Consider the following 20577-nt stretch of genomic DNA (forward strand, 5'->3'; position numbering starts at 1 on the left):
TTTCGTTTTCGATTATAAGCAAGAAAAACGAAAACGGGAGCTTGCCTGATGTATCTGTCGCCGCGCCATGCCGAGATCATCCAGATGGCCAAGGACAATGGCCGCGTGCTGGTCGATGATCTGGCCACGCATTTCAACGTGACGCCGCAGACCATCCGCAAGGACCTCAACGATTTGTGCGACCAGCGGCTGCTTTCGCGCATCCATGGCGGCGCCTTGTTCCCGTCTGGTATCGAGAACATGGAGTATGAAGCCAGGCGCAAGATCGCGGCCGACGAGAAGGAAGCGATTGGTCGCGCGGCGGCCAGGTTGATCCCCGACAACGCCTCGCTGTTCATCAACATCGGCACCACGACCGAGGCGGTCAGCAAGGCGTTACTCGATCACGACGGCCTGATGGTCATCACCAATAACATCAATGTTGCCAATAGGATGCGCATCTACCCGTCGATCGAGGTGGTGATTGCGGGCGGAGTGGTGCGCGGCTCGGACGGGGGTGTCGTCGGCGAGGCGGCGGTCGATTTCATCAGGCAGTTCAAGGTCGACTATGCTGTCATCGGCGCCTCGGCCATCGATCATGATGGCGCCTTGCTCGATTTCGATTTTCGCGAAGTGAAGGTCGCGCAAGCGATTATCGCCAATGCCAGGCATGTCATCCTTGTATCCGACCAGACCAAATTCGAACGCACGGCACCTGTGCGCATCGGTCACCTGTCGCAGGTCAACACCTTCATCACCGATCGCTGCGATATCGCTTCGGTACGCAAGATCTGCCAGGAGGCCGAGGTTCAGCTGATCGAGACATCGCTTGGCTGAGATGAATCACGGTCTTCTCGCAGGTGTGTGATATTTCGTTTGACATTCGTTATGAGTTCGAAATAATTCCGCAACGGTTTCGCAAAAGACCCAAAATGGTGCAATGCGAAATCGTGGAGGAGCTAAGTGGACACATCTTCAGTCCGGGACATTTTCGTCATAGGCGGCGGCATCAACGGTTGCGGCATCGCCCGTGATGCCGCTGGGCGCGGTTTTTCGGTCTTTCTCGCCGAGATGAACGATCTCGCCAGTGGAACCTCGTCCGGCTCGACCAAGCTGATCCATGGCGGGCTGCGCTATCTCGAATTCTACGAATTCCGCCTGGTGCGCGAGGCGCTCATGGAGCGCGAGGTTCTGTGGAAGAACGCGCCGCACATCATCTGGCCGATGCGCTTCGTGCTGCCCTATGCCAAGGGCCTGCGCCCCGCCTGGTTGATCCGGCTTGGCCTTTTCCTTTACGACCACATTGGCGGGCGCAAATTGCTGCCGGCGACCAGGACGCTCGACATGACGAGCGACCCGGCCGGTAAGCCTTTGAAACCTTTGTTCAAAAGGGCTTTCGAATATTCCGACGGCTGGGTCAACGATGCGCGGCTGGTGGCGCTGAATGCACGTGACGCCGCTGACCGGGGCGCAACGATCCGGACCCGCACGAAAGTGATTGGAGCCCGCCGCGAAGGCGGCATCTGGACGATAAAGATCGAGAACCTGCAGACCGGCGAGACCGAAGAGGTCAAGGCCCGGTTGCTGGTCAATGCGGCGGGTCCTTGGGTCGACCACGTGCTGTCCGGCGTCGTCGGGCAGAATGACGTTCACAATGTTCGCCTCGTGCAGGGCAGCCACATCGTCATCGCCAAGAAGTTCGACGATCCGCGCGCCTATTTCTTCCAGAACAAGGATGGCCGCATCATCTTCGCCATTCCCTACGAGGACGAGTTCACGCTGATCGGCACCACCGATCAGGATTATCCCGGCGATCCGCATGATGTGAAGATCAGCGACACAGAGACCGATTATCTCTGTGCCGCGGCCAGCGAGTATTTCGCGGTTCCGGTCAAGCTCTCGGACATCGTCTGGACCTATTCGGCCGTGCGTCCGCTCTATGATGACGGCGCCTCCAAGGCGCAGGAAGCGACACGCGATTATGTGCTGAAGGCCGAAGGCGGCGAGGGCGCCGCGCCGTTGGTCAACGCGTTTGGCGGCAAGATCACCACCTATCGCCGGCTGTCGGAATCGATGTTGGAGAAGATCGAAGGGTTTCTCGGCAAGCGCGGCAAGCCGTGGACATCAGATGCGCCGCTGCCAGGTGGCGATTTTCCCGCCACCGGTTTCGATGCGCAGGTGACGAAGCTGAAATCGGCCTATCCGTTCCTCGACGCACGCCTGGCCCGCCGGCTGACCCGGCTTTACGGCACGCGAGCGCAGGTTCTTCTGGGCCTGGCCAAATCGAATGCCGATCTGGGCCGCAATTTCGGTGCCGATCTCTACGAGGCCGAGATACGTTACCTCGTCGAAAACGAATGGGCTATCACAGCTGAAGATGTACTATGGCGCAGGACCAAGCGCGGCCTGCATCTCGGCCGCGAGCAGGTGGCATCGCTCGATGAATTTATGCGCGGCATAAGCCGACGGCATGTCGCGGCTGCTGAATGAAGAAGGTTTTGAGCTGATGCTGAAAGCCTGGGAGGAGGCGTCATGCTGGAACTGAGGAACGTCACCAAGACGGTCGGTGCGGTCGAGCACATCCGCGACGTGTCGCTGACGCTTCAGCACGGCTCGCTTAACGTATTGCTCGGGCCCACGCTTTCCGGCAAGACCAGCCTGATGCGGCTGATGGCCGGCCTCGATGTACCGACTTCCGGCTCGGTCTGGTTCGACGGCCAGAATGTCACCGGCACGCCGGTGCAGAAGCGCAAAATCGCCATGGTCTACCAGCAGTTCATCAACTATCCGGCGATGACCGTCTATGACAATATCGCCTCACCGCTCAGGGTGGCCGGCGTCGAGCAGCGCAAGATCGACAGCCAAGTGCGCGAAGCGGCGGCACTCCTCAAACTGACCCCCTATCTCGACCGCACGCCGCTCAGCCTGTCGGGCGGCCAGCAGCAGCGCACAGCGCTGGCGCGTGCCATCGTCAAGAATGCCAGCCTGGTGCTGCTCGACGAACCGCTTGCCAATCTCGACTACAAGCTGCGCGAGGAATTGCGGGCGGAACTGCCAAGGATCTTTGCCGCCGCCGGCACCATCTTCGTTTATGCCACCACCGAGCCGCATGAAGCCCTGCTGCTCGGCGGCAACACGGCAACGCTGTCGGAAGGCCGCATCACCCAGTTCGGGCCGACCATCGACGTATTCCGCAAACCGATCGATCTGGTGACGGCCAGGACCTTTGCCGATCCGCCGCTCAACACCATCGTGCTGGCCAAAAAGGGGGCGGATTTTCTGCTCGAGGGCGGGGTCAAGCTGCCGGTGCCGGCGGAACTCGTCGGCATCGCCGATACGAACTATACGATCGGCTTCCAGCCGCACCATCTTTCGCTCGATCGGCCCAATGTCTCCGCGGTGCCGGTGCGGGCAAAGGTCACCATCACCGAAATCACCGGGTCCGAGAGCTTCATCCATCTCGACTTTGCCGATGCCCGCTGGGTGATGTTGACCCACGGCATCAGGGATTTCGAGACCGACGCGGTGGTCGAGGTGTTCATCGACCCGCGTCACATCATGGTCTTCGACGAGCACGGCCATGCCGTGACCGCGCCGAAGCTGGCGGCTTAGGAGGGGCGATATGGCACGCATCGACGTCAACCATGTCAGGCATTCCTATCTGCCGAACCCGCGCACGGATGCCGATTTCGCGCTACGCGAAGTGCACCACATTTTCGAGGATGGCGGTGCTTATGCGCTGCTTGGGCCGTCCGGCTGCGGCAAGACCACGCTGCTCAACATCATATCGGGGCTGCTTCACCCCTCGCACGGCCAGTTGCTGTTCAATGGCAGGGACGTGACCACACTGTCGACGCAGGAGCGCAACATCGCGCAGGTGTTCCAGTTCCCGGTCATCTACGACACCATGACCGTCTACGACAACCTGGCCTTCCCGCTGCGCAATCGCGGCGTGCCGGAACCAGATGTCGACCGCAAGGTGCGCGAGACGCTCGACATGATCGACCTCGCCTCGTGGGCGAAAAGGAAGGCAAGGGGCCTGACCGCCGATCAGAAGCAGAAGATCTCGCTCGGCCGTGGGCTGGTGCGCTCGGACGTCAACGCCATCCTGTTCGACGAACCGCTGACCGTCATCGATCCGCACATGAAATGGGTGCTGCGCTCGCAGTTGAAACAGCTCCACCGCCGCTTCGGTTACACGATGGTCTATGTCACGCACGACCAGACCGAGGCGCTGACCTTCGCCGACCAGGTGGTGGTGATGTATGATGGCGGCATCGTGCAGATCGGCACGCCGGCGGAACTGTTCGAGCGGCCGCGTCACACTTTTGTCGGCTATTTCATTGGATCGCCAGGCATGAATGTCGTGCCGGTGGCAATCGAAGGCAGGACTGCGACGCTCGGCTCGCAACGGATCGAATTGCCTGGAGTACCGAAGGCGGGCAGAGGCGCGGTTGAGCTTGGTATCCGCCCGGAATATGTGCGGCTCGGCCGCGATGGAATGGCGGTTTCAATCACCAAGGTCGAGGATGTCGGCCGCCACAAGGTGGTGCGCGCCAAGCTGGAAGGCCGCGACATCGCGGCGGTCATCGGCGAGGACGAAACCGTACCCGCCGAACCAAAGGTGCGGTTCGACCCGGCCGGCATCAACATCTATGCCGATTCCTGGCGCGTCGAGATGGGGGCGTAGATGGAAAAGACCTGGAACAACAAGGCCTGGTTCCTGGTGCTGCCGGTGCTGGTGCTGGTGGCCTTCACCGCGGTCATCCCGCTGATGACGGTCGTCAACTATTCGGTGCAGGACACGTTCGGCAACAATGTCTTCACCTGGGCAGGCACCGAATGGTTCGAAGACCTGCTCTCGTCCAGCCGCTTCTGGGAGGCGATGGTTCGCAACCTGATCTTTTCCTTCATCATCTTGGCCATCGAAGTGCCGCTCGGCATCTTCATCGCGCTCAACATGCCGAAAAAGGGCTGGGGCGTGCCGGTCTGCCTGGTGCTGATGTCGCTGCCGCTGCTGATACCGTGGAACGTGGTCGGCACCATCTGGCAGGTGTTCGGGCGCAGCGATATCGGTCTGATGGGCTACTACCTCAACGCGGTCGGCATCGACTACAATTATGTGCAGGATCCATTCGACGCCTGGGTGACGATCATCATCATGGATGTCTGGCACTGGACCAGCCTTGTCGTGCTGCTCTGCTATGCCGGCCTGGTCTCGATCCCGGATGCATTCTACCAGGCGGCCAAGATCGACGGTGCGTCGCGCTGGGCGGTGTTTCGTTACATTCAGTTGCCGAAGATGCAGCGCGTGCTTCTGATCGCCGTGCTGCTGCGGTTCATGGACAGCTTCATGATCTACACCGAACCCTTCGTCGTCACCGGCGGCGGTCCGGGGAACTCGACGACGTTCCTGTCGATCGACCTCGTCAAGACGGCACTCGGCCAGTTCGACCTTGGTCCGGCGGCGGCAATGTCGCTGGTCTACTTCCTCATCATCCTGTTGTTGTCATGGGTGTTCTACACCGTGATGACCAACTACGACGCGGAGCGCTGATATGGCTGGCGCCAACGAACGCACCGAGCGCAATGCAATGAGCCGGACCGCCCCCGCGGAAGGGGGGCTCGCCAGTTCACTGTCACAGAGCGAACTCGACAGGCGGATGCGCCGGCGCGGCGAGGAATCGCGCTGGTGGTGGATCGTGCCAACGCTCTACATCATCGTTCTGCTGCTGCCGATCTACTGGCTCATCAACATGAGCTTCAAGACCAATGCCGAGATCGTCAACTCGCTGACGCTTTACCCGCACGCACCGACGATCGCCAACTACGTCACCATCTTCACGCAGAAGGCCTGGTATTCCGGCTACATCAACTCGATCACCTATGTCGTCATGAACATGGTGATTTCGGTGTCGGTGGCCCTGCCGGCGGCTTACGCTTTCTCGCGCTATCGCTTCCTTGGCGACAAGCATCTGTTCTTCTGGCTGCTGACTAACCGCATGGCGCCGCCGGCCGTGTTCGCGCTGCCGTTCTTCCAGCTCTACTCGGCCTTCGGCCTCATCGACACGCACATAGCGGTGGCGCTGGCGCACTGCCTGTTCAACGTGCCCCTGGCGGTGTGGATCCTGGAAGGTTTCATGTCGGGCGTGCCGAAGGAAATCGACGAGACAGCCTATATCGACGGGTATTCCTTTCCGCGGTTCTTCATCAAGATATTCATGCCGCTGATCGCCAGCGGCATCGGCGTCGCCTGCTTTTTCTGCTTCATGTTTTCGTGGGTCGAACTGCTGATCGCCCGCACGCTGACCACGACCGATGCCAAGCCGATCGCCGCGACCATGACGCGTACGGTGTCGGCCTCGGGCATGGACTGGGGTCTGCTGGCAGCCGCCGGCGTTTTGACACTGATCCCCGGCGCGCTCGTGATCTGGTTCGTGCGAAACTATATCGCCAAGGGCTTTGCCCTGGGGAGGGTCTGACATGAACCTCGACTTTTCCTGGATGGCGTGGACCTTGCCGACGGCCGCGTTCTTCAGCGTCATCGCGCTGCTTTTGCTTGGCATGGGTGTCTGGGAATATGCCTCGCCCGGCGGCAATCCGCGTATCGGCGTGCTGCGCTTCGAGACGACGCGCGGCGACCGCCTCTTCGTTTCGCTGCTTGGCAGCGCCTTTATCCATCTCGCTTGGCTGGGTCTGGTTGGGTCCAACCTGTGGTGGGCTCTCGCTCTCTCTGTGGTCTACGCAATTGGCGTGTTCCGCTACGTATAGAGGGGGATACTGATGGAGCGGCCCGTAGGTGGTCGCTCCAGTTCGCACTTGAAACCTTTTAAAAACTCGGAGGAGACACAATGCGACGGCAATTTTTAACATCAACGACAGCCCTTGCCCTTTTGCTCGGCGCGGGCCACGCCTATGCCGGAATGGATGAGGCAAAAGCCTTTCTCGACAAGGAGATAGGACCTCTTTCGACGCTCTCGCGCGCCGATCAGGAAAAGGAAATGCAGTGGTTCATCGATGCGGCCAAACCGTTTGCCGGCATGGACATCAAGGTCGTCTCGGAAACCTTGACCACCCACCAGTATGAATCGCAGGTGCTGGCGCCTGCCTTCACTGCCATCACCGGCATCAAGGTTACGCATGACGTCATCCAGGAAGGCGACGTCGTCGAGAAGATCCAGACCCAGATGCAGACCGGCCAGAACCTTTATGACGGCTGGGTCAACGACAGCGATCTGATCGGCACCCACTGGCGCTACCAGCAGGTGCGCGACCTGACTGATTGGATGGCGGGCGAAGGCAAGGACGTCACCGATCCGATGCTCGACGTCAACGACTTCATCGGCACCAAATTCACCACGGCGCCGGACAAGAAGCTCTACCAGCTTCCCGACCAGCAGTTCGCGAACCTCTACTGGTTCCGTTACGATTGGTTCAATGACGAAAAGAACAAGGCCGACTTCAAGGCCAAGTACGGCTATGACCTCGGCGTGCCCGTCAACTGGTCGGCTTACGAGGACATTGCCGAATTCTTCACCGGCCGTGACGTCGGCGGCAAGAAAGTCTATGGCCATATGGACTACGGCAAGAAGGACCCATCGCTCGGCTGGCGTTTCACCGACGCCTGGCTGTCGATGGCCGGCAACGGTGACAAGGGCCTGCCGAACGGCCTGCCGGTCGACGAATGGGGCATCAAGGTCGACGAGAACTCTCGTCCGGTCGGCTCATGCGTGGCGCGCGGCGGCGACACCAACGGCCCGGCGTCGGTCTATGCGATCCAGAAATACCTCGACTGGTTAAAGGCTTATGCGCCGCCGGAGGCGCAAGGCATGACCTTCTCTGAATCGGGTCCGGTTCCGGCGCAGGGCAACGTGGCGCAGCAGATCTTCTGGTACACCGCCTTCACCGCCGACATGGTCAAGCCCGGCCTGCCTGTCATGAACGACGACGGCACGCCGAAATGGCGCATGGCGCCGTCGCCGCACGGTTCCTACTGGAAGGACGGCATGAAGCTCGGCTATCAGGACGTCGGGTCGTGGACGTTGATGAAGTCGACACCGACCGACCGCGCCAAGGCCGCCTGGCTCTACGCGCAGTTCGTGACCTCCAAGACCGTGGATGTGAAGAAGAGCCATGTCGGTCTGACCTTCATCCGCGACTCCACGATCCACGACAAGAGTTTCACCGAACGCGCTCCCAAGCTCGGCGGCCTGATCGAGTTCTACCGTTCGCCGGCGCGCGTACAGTGGACGCCGACCGGCACCAACGTTCCCGATTATCCGAAGCTGGCACAGCTCTGGTGGCAGAACATCGGTGACGCTTCGTCGGGCGCCAAGTCGCCGCAGGAAGCCATGAATGGCCTCTGCGCCGATCAGGAGAAGGTTCTGGAACGAATAGAGAAGTCGGGTGTCCAGGGCGATATCGGTCCGAAGATGGCCGAAGAGCATGACCTTGCTTACTGGAATGCCGACGCGGTCAAGAAGGGCAACCTCGCGCCGCAGCTGAAGCTGGACAACGAGAAGGAAAAGCCGGTCACCATCAATTACGACGAGTTGGTCAAGAGCTGGCAGAAGTAAGACGGTCTATGCGGGCGTTCGCGCCCGTATGAATTGAGGGAGGCGGCGCGTTGCCGTCTCCCTTCTTTGTGTCAAGGCGGAGGATGCGGGAATGAGCGGTTTTGTGCTGGCGATCGACCAGGGGACGACATCGACCCGGGCGATCCTGTTCGACGGCAAGATGAAGGTCGTAGGCAGCGGGCAGAAGGAATTCGCCCAACACTATCCGGCCTCCGGCTGGGTCGAGCACGATCCCGAAGAGATCTGGGCAAGCGTCATGACCACCGTGAAGGCTGCACTGAAGGCCGCCGGCCGTAGCGCCTCGGAGGTGGCCGCCATCGGCATCACCAACCAGCGCGAGACCGTCGTCATCTGGGACAAGGCAACCGGCAAACCGATCCACAACGCCATCGTCTGGCAAGACCGCCGCACGGCACCGCTGTGCCAGAAGCTGAAGAAGCAGGGGCTGGAGAAGAAATTTACACGCAAGACAGGGCTTCTGCTCGACCCCTATTTCTCGGGCACCAAGATCGCCTGGATGCTAGACAAGGTGAAGGGCGCGAGGAAACGTGCCGAGAAGGGCGAATTGCTGGCCGGTACCATCGACAGTTTTTTGATCTGGCGGCTGACCGGCGGCAAGGTGCACGCCACCGACGCGACCAACGCCTCGCGCACGCTGGTCTACAATATCGAGAAGAATGCCTGGGACGACGAACTGCTTTCCATCCTGCGCATCCCGGCCGCGATGCTGCCGGAGGTCAAGGATTGCGCGGATGATTATGGAATCACAGAGAACAACTTGTTTGGCACCGAGATTAGAATCCTAGGGGTTGCCGGCGACCAGCATGCCGCGACCATCGGCCAGGCCTGTTTCGAACCGGGCATGATGAAGTCCACCTACGGCACCGGCTGTTTTGCGCTGCTCAACACCGGCAGCGATCTGGTGCGCTCCAAGAACCGGCTCTTGACGACCATCGCCTACCGGTTGAACGGCAAGACCACTTATGCGCTTGAAGGCTCGATCTTCATTGCGGGTGCCGCGGTGCAATGGCTGCGTGACGGCATCAAAGTCATCGGCAAAGCCGAGCAGAGCGGCAAGCTCGCGGCGGAAGCCGATCCGACGCAGAACGTCTATCTGGTACCGGCCTTTGTCGGGCTCGGCGCGCCGCACTGGGACGCCGGGGCGCGCGGCGCCATCTTCGGGCTAACCCGAAATTCCGGTCCGGCCGAGTTCGCCCGAGCGGCTTTGGAATCAGTCGCTTATCAGACTCGCGACCTACTCGACGCCATGCACAAGGATTGGAAGGGCGCCAAGGCAAAGACGGTGCTCAGGGTCGATGGCGGCATGGTGGCTTCGGACTGGACCATGCAGCGCCTGGCCGACATACTCGACGCGGCGGTTGACCGGCCGACAATCCTGGAGACGACCGCGCTGGGGGCTGCCTGGCTCGCCGGCTCGAAGGCGGGCGTGTGGCCCAAGGTGAGGGAGTTCGCGAAAAGCTGGGCACTTGAGCGACGGTTCGAGCCTGATATGGGTAGCTCGATCCGATCCGCCAAGCTGGCAGGCTGGCGCGATGCCGTGCGCAGGACGCTGAGCGCATAAGGAAAGGCCCGCGCCGTTCCGCCGCGGGCCTTCCACTCACACCACGCATCAGTAAGGCGAACGGCATTCCCGACGAGGACCGTTGTTCGGCTGGAAGGTATTGTCCGAGGCGCGGTAGCTCCGATAATGGTCGTAGCACCACTGCACATGGGCATTGCCTTCATAGACGCGGTTGTTCTCGTTGACGATTGCGCCGGTGATCAAGGCGCCAGTCGCAAAGGCCGCGAGCGGGAACCAGTAGTCGCCATGACGGCGATAGCCGCGGCGATATTCACGATAGCCGCGGTGACCATTCCAATACATGTCACCGTTGCGGCTAAAGCTGCGATTGCGTGAGAAATTGCGGTCGAAGGAGCGGTTTCTCCTCCACTCCCGGTACTGCACTGTCTGCACATCCGGCATTGCCGCCTGGGATAATGGCACGTAGCTCGGCTGGGCGTTGACCGGCACCACCTCCGCCGCGACGAATGTGGCCGAGAGGGTGGCGGCAAGCAGGCCCGTTGTGATTCTATTCATTGGTATTCTCCGCAAAGGTTTGTCGGGCGTCCCATTGGCAAAAAACGATAGCGCGTCGGATTTGTTCCCCATGCTGGCGGCCGCCGGACTGAGATCGACTGCCTGGCTGCTCGCCAGAGCCCGGGGAACAAGCAGGGGCCAGCGATTTAGGGCAAAGCGCGGGTTTGGAACCCATCTTTTCCGGTTGACCGGTCGCGGCACTCTCCCTATGTTCCGCGCAATTTCGAGGGCGGCCTTTTCGAGCCCGCGGGAGCGCGTAGCTCAGCCGGTAGAGCAACTGACTTTTAATCAGTAGGTCATGGGTTCGAATCCCATCGCGCTCACCAAAAACTCAAGGGTCCGTTCCGGACACATAGGTTACGGTTTATACCGGAGACATGGGTAACACTTTTGGCCCGAAGGGGTTTTGGAGTGGTTCGAGCCTGCATGTCTCATCGTCGAAATATCCCAAATCATAGTCCATGAAGCTAGCCAGCCAGATATGGTCCTCGACCTGTTTGATGCCGACGCTCTGGCCGGCGAAGACGAGGCTGAGGTTGATCTTCTTTCTGTTATAGCAGATGCGGCCGCAGGTAGTGACGATGACAGCCTTGTCGTGAAACGGATAATCGAGATCTGGCAGGCCGGCATAGGGTCGCGTTGAGGGTGCGTAACGCTCTGCCGGACAGTCCATGCCGAGGGCCTGGTGGGGGCGTTCTGAGTTGAACTCGTCGATGAAGTCATCGAACCTGGCCTGCTGCTGCAGAAAGTTGGCGCCTGCCGGTTTGGTGGTTTCCTTCTTCAGGGTCAGGTGCATGCGTTCATGGCGCCCGTTCTGCTGCGGGCAGCCCGGTTTGATGCGCTCGATGTCGATGCCCAGGCGCAGCCACCAGACCGACAGTTTGCTGAGGTTGAACAGCGCATTGGGGCTGGCGAAGGGAACACCATTGTCGGTCCTGATCGCGCTGGGCAGGCCGAACTCCTTGAAAACCCTTTCGAACACGGTGAAGGCATAGGCTTCCTTCGTGGTCGACAGCGCCTCGCAGGCGATGAGATAACGGCTGGCGAAGTCGGTGATCGTCAGCGGATAGCAATAGCGCCGATCGGCGAGCATGAACTCGCCCTTGTAGTCGGCACACCAAAGATCGTTGGGCCGACAGCCGTTGGAAAGCGGTGTTCCCGTCGCCCTGTTGCGCCTTCGCTTGCGGTGCTCGACCATGCCGTGCCGGTCGAGCACGGCGTGCACGGTCGAAATCGCGGGCCGGTGCACATCCGGATATAGCCGGGCCAGCCGCTCGCGTATCTTCGGCGCACCCCAAGTCGGCTTGTCTTGCTTCAGACGCACAATCAGCTTCTCGATTTGAAACGGAAGCTGATTGGCATGGCGGTAGGGCCGGCGCGATCGATCCGTCAGCCCCTCCAAGCCGCTATCATTGTAGCGCGTGAGGATCTTGTAGCCGGTCTTGCGCGAGATATCGAACTCACGGCAAAGCACGGCCATCTTCTCGCCGTCCAGCAGCCGCGCGACGAACTTCAGCCGCTCGTCCATGACGTTACACTCCTTCCAAGGCACCTTGCTCTCCTTGCAAAGGGCCGAAAGTGTAACCCATCTATCCGGAATGAACTGTCACCCATCTCTCGGGAAGGGCATCGGGTGTACGGCCCGGAGACATGGGTAACAGTTCGTACCTAAGACATGGGTGACAATCTCGTGCCGAACGGATTGTCGATGGTCTGCAAGGTTCTCTGCTCCAGGTCGATGTACCCGAGATCATAGCTCATGAAGGAGACGAGCCAAATGGCGTCGTCGACTTCCTTGATGCCGAGCCGTTGACCGGCGAGCACATGCGAGATGTTGATTTTCTTCCTATGCATGCAGATGCGGCCGCAGTTGGTGACGAGAATGTCGCGGTCGTGGAAAGGGTAGTGCAAGTCCTGCAAGCCGGCATAGGCTCTTGAAGAGGGTGCGTACAGGTCCGCTGGCGCCTTCATGTCGAGCGCCTCATGCGGCCGCTCGCAAGACTTCGCCGATGAGTTCAGCGGCTCGCAGCGGACGGAGCCGGCGAATTCCCCGCAGGCCTCATGATCTCGGCGTAACCTTTGGGATTGAAGCGCAGATAAAGGAATGTTGTGGTCGTCACGCAGACAAGATGCATGATCCATCCGGAGGCGAAGCTCCCGCTCCAGTCATGCAAGAGAGCGGTGGCAAAGGGGCCAAGTGCCGCAATAAGGAAACCGCCACCCTGCATCAGCGCAGCCAGGGCGCCGGCCTGCTCCGGTCGCGGCAAATGATCCAGGGCTATGACGATCGCAAGCGAGAAGCTTCCACCAAGGCCGGCGCCGCATATCCCAACCCAGAGAATGGGCGACTGTGCCGGAAAGAACGCCAATCCGGCAAAGCCTGCTGCCTGCAGAAACAAGGTCAGCAAGAGCCAGGGTCGACGGTCAACGTTTGCGCGGGCAAGTATCGGCAGCGCCAGGGCCGAGATCGCTTGGCAAACGGCCATCACGGCGACGAGGTTGCCGCTTGCAACACTGCTCCACCCTTGCGCCTGGTAATAGGGTGCAAGCCACGCAACCATGGATGAATAGCCGGAATTGACCAGTCCGAATGCCGCCATCAGCGCCCATGTCCGCGGGCGGCGCAGCAGCAGGCCGGTCAAGGCGCGATCGGGCCTTGCCTCCTTGGCGTCGGACAGGACGCGGAATGCCGCGCATAGTGCGATGCCGGCGGGAACGGCGAGCCAGGCCAGTGCCGCACGCCAGCTGTAGCCACTGTTGACAAGCTGGGGCGCCAGGCGCGCGCCGAGTGCGCCGCCGCCCATGATCATGCAGGAATAGAGGCCGGTCACCGCAGGCGTGCTTGCCGGAAATCTTGCCTTGATAATCCCCGGAAAGGCCGCCTGGATGAAGGCCACCCCTGCCCCGCAAAGTGCGGCTGTCAGGATCAGTGACAGGCCGCCGGTCGCGACAAGCCTGATCAACGAGCCCGAGGTCAGCACCGCAAGAGCCAGGAGTAGGCCCCGGCGTGTCCCGACAGCCGCCTGGATGCCTGGTGCAACAAAAGCACCGACACCCATCAACAGCATCGGCAGCAGTGTCAGCATGGCCAAGCTGCTGTAGCCCATGCCGGTGTCGGCCACGATATTGGCCAATATCGGCCCCGGCGCCGTCAGGAAGGGACGCAGGTTGATTCCGACCAATACGACCAGGACAAGCAAACTCCATTGCCTGCCGGCCGCAGGCTGTGTGGTCCCCGACATGGTCTTCCTAACCTTCTGGTACAGTGCGGGCTTTGCCGATGCCGCTCATCTGGCGCCCGCCTTTTCCAGCAGGCTCACCATTTGCACGTAGCCGTTCTTGCGCGCGTGCCGCAGCGGCGTCACGCCATCCTTGTCGGCGAGATTGACGTCGGCGCCGGCGTTGATCAGCCGGCTTACGATCTCAACATGACGCGGTCCGCCATCGGCCAGAATGATGGCCTCCAGCAAGGCGGTCCAGCCGAGCTTGTTGACGTGGTCGACATCGACGCCGGCCTCAATCAGCATGCTGACGGCCTCGACATGCCCGCGTTCGGATGCCGGAATAAGAGCGGTGCCGCCGTAACGGTTGGTGCTCTTGAGGTCGGCTCCGTGCTCAAGCGTCATCTTCAGGATTTCGATATGCCCGCGGGCGCCCGCGTAAAGGTATGGGCTGTCGCTGATATTGTCCTTGGCGTTGACGTCAGCGCCGGCCTCGATCAGGGCCCTGGCGGCGTCCACCCTGTTGCGCTGGATCGCGACGAGAAGAGCCGTGCGGCCGTTTGCGTCGCGCGCGTCGATGCTGGCTCCCTTGGAAACGAGCGTCTTGACCGTGGCGACGTCGTCCTGTTCCGCCGCCGAATAAAGTGTCGTCTCATTCATGGTCTGTCCCAACGCGATCAATGGAATGCAGGCGGCGATCCCGCACAGCAGAATTCTGCGCTTCATGATCCGGCCAAGCTCCTCGATAGGCTGGCTGCGGAACTCGGATGCCTTGCCGCGGCGAACGACGCTGCCTTGCCCTGCCGGGAGGCGGTGAAATCATGCGGCCTGGGGTGCAATTCCAGACCGACAAGCAACTCGGCAAGCCTGACAGCCGCCGAAACCCCTTCGACCACCGGGATGCAATGAAGGCCTGACAGCCGCTTCGCCATGTCGGCCATCCCGGCGCAACCAAGGACGATGGCGTCGGCGCGATCCACCCGGAGCGCCTCCCGAATCTCGGCGCCGATGATCGACAATGCCGCCTCGCCGTCCGCTTCCAGCGCCAGCACCGGAATGCCGCTTGCCCGTACCGTGGCGAAGGACGAAAGGCCGTAGCGGACCAGATTGTCCTCGAGAATGGAAATGGAAACCGGTAAGGTCGTAATGACCGTGAAGCGCCTCGCCATGATGCTCGCGACACGCGCCGCGGCCTCGCCTATGCCGATGACGGGCTTGCGCGTCAGCATACGCGCGGCGTCGAGCCCGGTGTCGTCGAAGCAGGCGATGATATAGGCATCGACGGCGTCGTCCTGCTCGGCGCGTTCGATGCGCTCGAGAAGACCCGGAACCGCCATTGCGCCATCGATCGCGCCCTCGATCGAAGCAGGTCCGTTCTCGTTCTGCATGACGATGATTTCCGTGCCTGCCTGCGCTGCCCGAGATGCCGCGGCACCGATGGACGTCGTCATCGACGCTGTCGAATTGGGATTGATAATGCCGATGCGTGTCATGCGATAATTCCTGAGGGCTGACCGACGGAACGAGCGTTGCAACCGCCGGCGATCGCCGGTGACCTGTTTCGTCTCCAGATCGACCTATTCGATCAGATCCGTGTCGCGGCTGTGCCTCCAGAACCTGGCGGGGGTCCTGAGCAGCTCGCGCAGGCCCAGCCGCTCGATCATCAGTTCCGTCTCGCGTTGCGCGGCATCGAGCACGGCATCCTGATCGACATGAACGGGCTTGCGGTCCCGCAAGAGCACGCGTCCGCCGACCAGCACGGTGTGGACATCGTTTCCATTGGCGAAATAGGTGACGCGGAATTCCGGCATGTTCGCGGGGTAGAGATGCGGACGTCGGAGGTCGACCAGGATCACATCGGCCTTCTTGCCGGGCTCCAGCGATCCGACCTCATGATCGAGCCCAAGCACGCGCGCGCCGTCGATGGTGCACATCTCCAACGCCTTGCCCGGCGGAAGCCAGCTTGGGTCGTGGAAGTAGGTGCGGTGGTAGTGCATGCATTGCTGCATGTGGCGGAACATATCCGCCGAGCGATCTGGTGCGGTCGCATCGGAGCCGATGGCGACCGTGACGCCGGCGTCCAGGAGTTCGGTCACCGGGCAACGTGCCAGAATGGCGGCTACCGCGCTGGGATTGTGCACGATGCTGGTGCCGGTCTCGGCGCAGATGGCGATTTCCTCTTGAGTAAGAGCGGTTGCATGCGAGAGCAGCGTGCGCGGTCCGAGAACGCCGATCTCTCGGGCGATCTTCACGCTGCCCTTGGTATGACCATCCTGGGTGAAGACCAGGCCGCGCTCCTCGGCGATCCGCTTGACCTTTCGCGATTGCGCCATGGCATCCCCGGCGCCGGGACCATCGAGATGCTCTTGATGCACGGTCGGCGTCAGCAGGGCGACATGCAGGCGATCCTCGTGAGTGCCATGCCAGCGGTCGGCCAGCTGTTGGGAAGTGGCAAGCTGCTGGTCGAACGATACCGGATAGTCCGTGCGGCTGGAGCCTTCCCAGCGCGCATAGGTCAGGGGATGCGGCGGGCGCGTCGTGCCGACGGCCACGACGGAACGCGTGCCGATGCCGAGCACGCCCTCCATATGCGCATCGCCATAGGCCGGGTCGTCGGTGCGCATGACGGAATCGCCGCCACCCAGCAGGGACACACCGGTCGTCACGCCGAACCGCAGGCGCTCCAGCGCGGCAAGCTGCGCCTCCGCGTGCCAGAACTCCGGCGTCGAGCCCACCGTGTAGGCCCCTTGGCATGCCCGGTACCAGAGATCACTGCGTCCGCCGCCCAACGTCTTGATCAGCCCATGCCCGGCATGAGCATGGCTGTCGACGAAGCCGGGCATGATGGCCATCCCAGTGGCATCGATCGTTTTGCACGCTGGATGGGCTGTCGCCACATCCTCCGCGCGGCCGACAGCAACAATGCGATCGCCTTTTATGGCGACGGCGCCATTGGCGATGATCCGCCGTTCGGGATCGATTGCAATGACGGTGCCGCCCCTGATCAGAACATCTGTCATGCTGCTATCTCTCACAGGCTCGCTTGAGCATTTTCTCTGGACAGGACACGGTCGAGCGAGGGCGCGAGGCGCAGCAATTCCCGCGTATATTCATGGGCGGGAGCGGTAAACAGCGTTTCGGCGTCCGCAAGTTCGACGATCTCGCCCTGTCTCATCACCGCGACGCGGTCGCACATCTGACGTATCACCGCGAGGTCGTGGCTGATGAACAGCATCGACAGGCCCGCGAGATCGCGTAGGTCCTTCAACAGATTCAGGATCTGCGCCTGCACCGATACGTCGAGCGCCGAGGTCGGCTCGTCGCAGATCAGCAGGGATGGCCGTGGGCCGAGCGCCCTTGCGATCGCGATACGCTGGCGCTGGCCGCCGGAAAAAGCGTGGGCGAACCGCGTGCCCGCATCGCCCGGAAGCCCGACCGCCTCCAGCAGCGTCTCGGCATCCAGCCGCGCCTCCGCCGCGTTCGAGGCGAGCTTGTAGAACAGGATCGGTTCCGCGATGGCCGCGTTGATCCGCAGCCTCGGATTGAGGGCCGAATAAGGATCCTGAAACACCATCTGCAGAGACTGGCGAACGGATTTGTCGCGACGCGCGCCAAGCGCCGTGCCCTGAAAATCGATCGTTCCCGAACTCTGCGTTACAAGACCGGCGATGGTGTTGGCGACGGTGGTCTTGCCGCAGCCGGACTCGCCCACAAGTCCGAATATTTCGCCACGGCGCACATCGAAGGACACGTCCTTCACAGCCTTGAACACCGATGCCCTGCGGCCCGGGATGAAGGACCGCTGGCCGTACTCCACGCACAGGTTTCGCACCGTCAGCTTGGCCTCACCACCGCCGCTTGTGGCGCCGCCGGTATTCTTGCTGCGCACGGCCTGGCGCGCCTCCAGCGTTGCTTTCGTCTCCTCGCTCGGCACCGGCAGGCGCTCGAGCCGGATGTCGATCGGCGGAACGGCTCCGATCAGCGTGCGCGCATAAGGTGCTTTCGGCTTGGCCAGCACATCACGCGCGGGCCCGCTTTCCACCACGCAACCGTTCTGCATGATCGTCACGCGGTCGGCGATTTCCGCCACCACGCCCATATTGTGGGTCACCAGCAGGACACCGACGCGGCGGTCATCGGCGAGATCGCGGATCAGCTTGAGGATCTGCGCCTGCACCGACACGTCGAGCGCCGTCGTCGGCTCGTCCGCGACAATCAACCTGGGACCGCAGGCGAGCGCGGTGGCGATGACAACGCGCTGGCGCTGCCCCCCCGACAATTGATGCGGATAGCTGCCAAGCCGGCGCTCCGGCTCGGGAATGCCGACTGCCTTCATCAGGTCGAGTGCGCGGCCGCGGGCTTCGCCGCGGCCGATCTTCAGATGCGCCAGCATGCCCTCGCACAACTGGCTTTCAACCGTGAAAAGCGGGTTCAGGCTGGTCATCGGATCCTGGAAGATCGCGCCGACGTCACGGCCTGGAATGATGCCCTTGGTGCGGCCGGTGCGGATGTCGATTGGCTTGCCCGCTATGGTGATGGCGCCCGAGGCAATCCTGCCCGGTGCCTGCAGCAAACCCATCAACGCGTTGCCGACGGTCGTTTTTCCCGCCCCGGATTCTCCGACCAGTGCGTGAATCTCGCCGGGTTGGATCGTCAGGTCGATGTCGTCGACCGCGGCGAGGACGCTGCCGTTGGCAAGCGGATATTCGACCCGCAGGTTCCGGATGTCGAGGACGGGCGAAATTGCGTTTTCCATCAGTTCGTCATCAGTTTGGGGTTGAAGCGATCACGCAGATAGTCGCCGATCACGTTGACGGCCAGAACCAGAATCACCAGCACGATGGCGGGCATCACGGCGATCCACCACAGACCCGAGAACAGGAACTCGTTGCCGATGCGGATCAGCGTGCCGAGCGAGGGATAGGTGGCCGGCATGCCCGCGCCCAGGAATGACAGCGTGGCTTCGGTCAGGATAGCGCCGGCGAGGTTGATGGTGGCGATCACCATCACCGAGCTCATCACATTGGGAAGGATGTGGCGCATCATGATCCGGCCAGACGGAAGGCCGATGACCTTGGCGGCCCGCACATAGTCGCGGGAAATCTCCACCATGCTGGATGCCCGCACGGTGCGCGCATATTGCACCCATTCATTGATCGCGATCGCAAAGATCAGGATAAGCGGAGCCCAGCTCGTCACGGTTTCGGCGCTTAGTTGCGCGCGGGCGATGCCGCTGATCAGAAGCGCGACGAGGATCGTCGGGAAGCTGACCAGGACATCGGCGATCCGCATCACGATGCTGTCGATGATGCCGCCGAAAAAGCCGGCTATCGATCCGAGCGCCACACCTATCGCGGCGGCCAGCAGCACCGCCCCGGCGCCGATCAGGACAGATATGCGCAACCCGAACAAGATGACCGACACCAGGTCGCGCCCCTGGTTGTCGGTGCCGAGCAGGAAGCGCGGATCGCCACCGTCCATGAACACAGGTGGAATTTCCATGTCGATCAGCGAATAGGAGGAGACGTCACGCGGATCGATCGGCGCGATCAGCGGGGCGAAGATCACCAGCACCAGCATGGTCGCCAGGACCAGGCCGGCAATCATCACCGAGACGGGCGGAAGCCTGCGCAGCAGGGTGGCATTCGTCGCCATTATCTTGTCCTCAGCCGGGGGTCGATGAAGGCATAGAGCATGTCGACGAGCATGTTAATCAGCACGAACAGGAAGCCGACGAAGAGGAGATACGCAGCAAGAACCGGGATGTCCGGATAACTGACGGCGTTGGTGAAGAGCAGTCCCATGCCCGGCCATTGAAAGACGGTTTCGGTGACGATGGCGAAGGCGATGAGCTGGCCGATCTGCAGGCCCGTGACGGTTACGACCGGCATCAATGCGTTGCGCAGCGCCAGACGTCCATAAATGTAGGTGCGAGGCAGACCGCGCGCGAAGGCGAAACGGATATAGTCCGAAGACAGCACGTCGATCATCTCGGAGCGCACCAGGCGCATGATCAGCGTCAGTTGGAACAAGGCCAGTGTGATCGACGGCAGGATCAGCGATTTCAGGCCGGAAGCCGTCAGGAAGCCGGTCTTCCAGAAGCCGAGATCGACGAGGTCTCCTCGTCCGGATGAGGGGAGCCAGCGAAGGTTGACGGCGAAGATCAGGATCAGCAGCAGGCCGGTAACGAATGTCGGCATCGAAATGCCGACCAGCGACAGCGACTGGATCAGCCGCGACAGGAAGCCGTTCGGCCTCAAGGCGCACACGATCCCTAACGGAATGCCGATGGCCAGCGACATGACGGTCGCGACCACCACCAGTTCCAGCGTTGCGGGAAGCCTGGTCAACAGAAGATTGACGACCGATTCCTGATAGCGAAAGCTCGTTCCCAGATCGCCGTGGAGCGCACGCCCCACGAAGCCGAGGAACTGGACCAGAAGCGGCCTGTCGAGGCCGAGCGTGGCGCGCAATGCGTCCTTCTCGGCCTGGCTGGCTCCTTCACGCACCATTGTGGCGACAGGGTCGCCGACAAAGCGGAACATGATGAAGGCGATGGCAGTTACGGCAGCCATCACGAGGATGGCCTGAAGCAATCTTACCGATAGAACCCGGATCATCAGGAATACCTTGTAGGAAGCGCGGATCGAGCCGGATGGGATTTGCACCGGCCGCCGGTGGGCGTGCGCAAAAGCGGCTTCGC

At 61.6% G+C, this 20577-nt stretch carries 18 protein-coding genes, 1 tRNA gene and 1 pseudogene; 10 read left to right on the forward strand and 10 right to left on the reverse strand.

What is annotated here, in order from left to right; all coding sequences use genetic code 11:
* Positions 1 to 48: 48 nt before the first annotated feature.
* The 9 genes from FJ941_RS05570 (at position 49) to glpK (ending at position 10137) form a co-directional block, all read left to right on the forward strand.
* Positions 49 to 816, forward strand: coding sequence for a DeoR/GlpR family DNA-binding transcription regulator (locus tag FJ941_RS05570; protein ID WP_140503763.1), 768 nt, complete (start codon positions 49 to 51; stop codon positions 814 to 816).
* 126 nt (positions 817 to 942) lie between these two features.
* Positions 943 to 2469 (forward strand): glycerol-3-phosphate dehydrogenase, encoded by a 1527-nt coding sequence (gene glpD / locus FJ941_RS05575; protein ID WP_140503765.1) that lies wholly within the window; start codon positions 943 to 945, stop codon positions 2467 to 2469.
* 42 nt (positions 2470 to 2511) lie between these two features.
* Positions 2512 to 3591: an ABC transporter ATP-binding protein gene (locus FJ941_RS05580; RefSeq protein WP_140503767.1), complete on the forward strand. Its 1080-nt coding sequence runs from the start codon at positions 2512 to 2514 to the stop codon at positions 3589 to 3591.
* 10 nt (positions 3592 to 3601) lie between these two features.
* Positions 3602 to 4669 carry an ABC transporter ATP-binding protein gene (locus FJ941_RS05585; protein WP_140503768.1) on the forward strand — a complete coding sequence of 356 codons (1068 nt, stop codon included), beginning with the start codon at positions 3602 to 3604 and terminating at the stop codon, positions 4667 to 4669.
* On the forward strand, positions 4670 to 5536 hold the full coding sequence (locus FJ941_RS05590; protein ID WP_140503770.1) for a sugar ABC transporter permease: 867 nt from the start codon (positions 4670 to 4672) through the stop codon (positions 5534 to 5536).
* A 106-nt stretch (positions 5537 to 5642) separates the two neighbouring features.
* Positions 5643 to 6461, forward strand: coding sequence for a carbohydrate ABC transporter permease (locus FJ941_RS05595; RefSeq protein ID WP_245262239.1), 819 nt, complete (start codon positions 5643 to 5645; stop codon positions 6459 to 6461).
* A 1-nt stretch (position 6462) separates the two neighbouring features.
* Positions 6463 to 6750 carry a DUF2160 domain-containing protein gene (locus tag FJ941_RS05600; protein ID WP_140503773.1) on the forward strand — a complete coding sequence of 96 codons (288 nt, stop codon included), beginning with the start codon at positions 6463 to 6465 and terminating at the stop codon, positions 6748 to 6750.
* A gap of 80 nt (positions 6751 to 6830) precedes the next feature.
* Positions 6831 to 8555: an ABC transporter substrate-binding protein gene (locus tag FJ941_RS05605; protein ID WP_140503775.1), complete on the forward strand. Its 1725-nt coding sequence runs from the start codon at positions 6831 to 6833 to the stop codon at positions 8553 to 8555.
* 91 nt (positions 8556 to 8646) lie between these two features.
* On the forward strand, positions 8647 to 10137 hold the full coding sequence (gene glpK / locus FJ941_RS05610) for a glycerol kinase GlpK (RefSeq protein WP_140503777.1): 1491 nt from the start codon (positions 8647 to 8649) through the stop codon (positions 10135 to 10137).
* Positions 10138 to 10185: 48 nt separating this feature from the next.
* On the opposite strand, the gene FJ941_RS05615 is transcribed toward glpK, so the two are convergent.
* On the reverse strand, positions 10186 to 10653 hold the full coding sequence (locus tag FJ941_RS05615; RefSeq protein ID WP_140503778.1) for a BA14K family protein: 468 nt from the start codon (positions 10651 to 10653) through the stop codon (positions 10186 to 10188).
* A gap of 250 nt (positions 10654 to 10903) precedes the next feature.
* Between FJ941_RS05615 and FJ941_RS05620 the strand changes: the two genes are divergently transcribed.
* A tRNA-Lys gene (locus tag FJ941_RS05620) sits at positions 10904 to 10979 on the forward strand.
* A 38-nt stretch (positions 10980 to 11017) separates the two neighbouring features.
* On the opposite strand, the gene FJ941_RS05625 is transcribed toward FJ941_RS05620, so the two are convergent.
* From FJ941_RS05625 to FJ941_RS05665, 9 genes and pseudogenes are all read right to left on the reverse strand, one after another.
* Complete coding sequence (locus FJ941_RS05625; RefSeq protein WP_083882946.1) at positions 11018 to 12181, reverse strand: IS481 family transposase; 1164 nt, start codon at positions 12179 to 12181, stop codon at positions 11018 to 11020.
* A 140-nt stretch (positions 12182 to 12321) separates the two neighbouring features.
* Positions 12322 to 12654 (reverse strand): annotated as a pseudogene (locus FJ941_RS05630) (IS481 family transposase); the annotation flags it as partial.
* A 14-nt stretch (positions 12655 to 12668) separates the two neighbouring features.
* Complete coding sequence (locus FJ941_RS05635; RefSeq protein ID WP_140503782.1) at positions 12669 to 13895, reverse strand: cyanate transporter; 1227 nt, start codon at positions 13893 to 13895, stop codon at positions 12669 to 12671.
* Positions 13896 to 13940: 45 nt separating this feature from the next.
* Complete coding sequence (locus FJ941_RS05640; RefSeq protein ID WP_140503783.1) at positions 13941 to 14600, reverse strand: ankyrin repeat domain-containing protein; 660 nt, start codon at positions 14598 to 14600, stop codon at positions 13941 to 13943.
* On the reverse strand, positions 14597 to 15367 hold the full coding sequence (locus tag FJ941_RS05645) for an aspartate/glutamate racemase family protein (protein WP_140503785.1): 771 nt from the start codon (positions 15365 to 15367) through the stop codon (positions 14597 to 14599). Before FJ941_RS05645 ends, FJ941_RS05640 begins: the two co-directional genes overlap by 4 nt.
* Before the next feature lie 84 nt (positions 15368 to 15451).
* The gene (locus FJ941_RS05650; RefSeq protein ID WP_140503787.1) at positions 15452 to 16894 is read right to left on the reverse strand and encodes an amidohydrolase family protein; all 1443 of its coding nucleotides are present in this window, start codon (positions 16892 to 16894) and stop codon (positions 15452 to 15454) included.
* A gap of 11 nt (positions 16895 to 16905) precedes the next feature.
* Positions 16906 to 18630: an ABC transporter ATP-binding protein gene (locus FJ941_RS05655; RefSeq protein ID WP_140503789.1), complete on the reverse strand. Its 1725-nt coding sequence runs from the start codon at positions 18628 to 18630 to the stop codon at positions 16906 to 16908.
* A complete protein-coding gene (locus FJ941_RS05660; protein ID WP_140503790.1) occupies positions 18630 to 19529 on the reverse strand; it encodes an ABC transporter permease in 900 nt (299 codons plus the stop codon). Before FJ941_RS05660 ends, FJ941_RS05655 begins: the two co-directional genes overlap by 1 nt.
* Complete coding sequence (locus tag FJ941_RS05665) at positions 19529 to 20494, reverse strand: ABC transporter permease (RefSeq protein WP_140503964.1); 966 nt, start codon at positions 20492 to 20494, stop codon at positions 19529 to 19531. The genes FJ941_RS05660 and FJ941_RS05665 overlap by 1 nt, the downstream gene beginning before the upstream one ends.
* Positions 20495 to 20577 lie beyond the last annotated feature (83 nt).

Source organism: Mesorhizobium sp. B2-3-13 (genome assembly GCF_006442195.1).
Taxonomy (GTDB): Bacteria; Pseudomonadota; Alphaproteobacteria; order Rhizobiales; family Rhizobiaceae; genus Mesorhizobium; species Mesorhizobium salmacidum.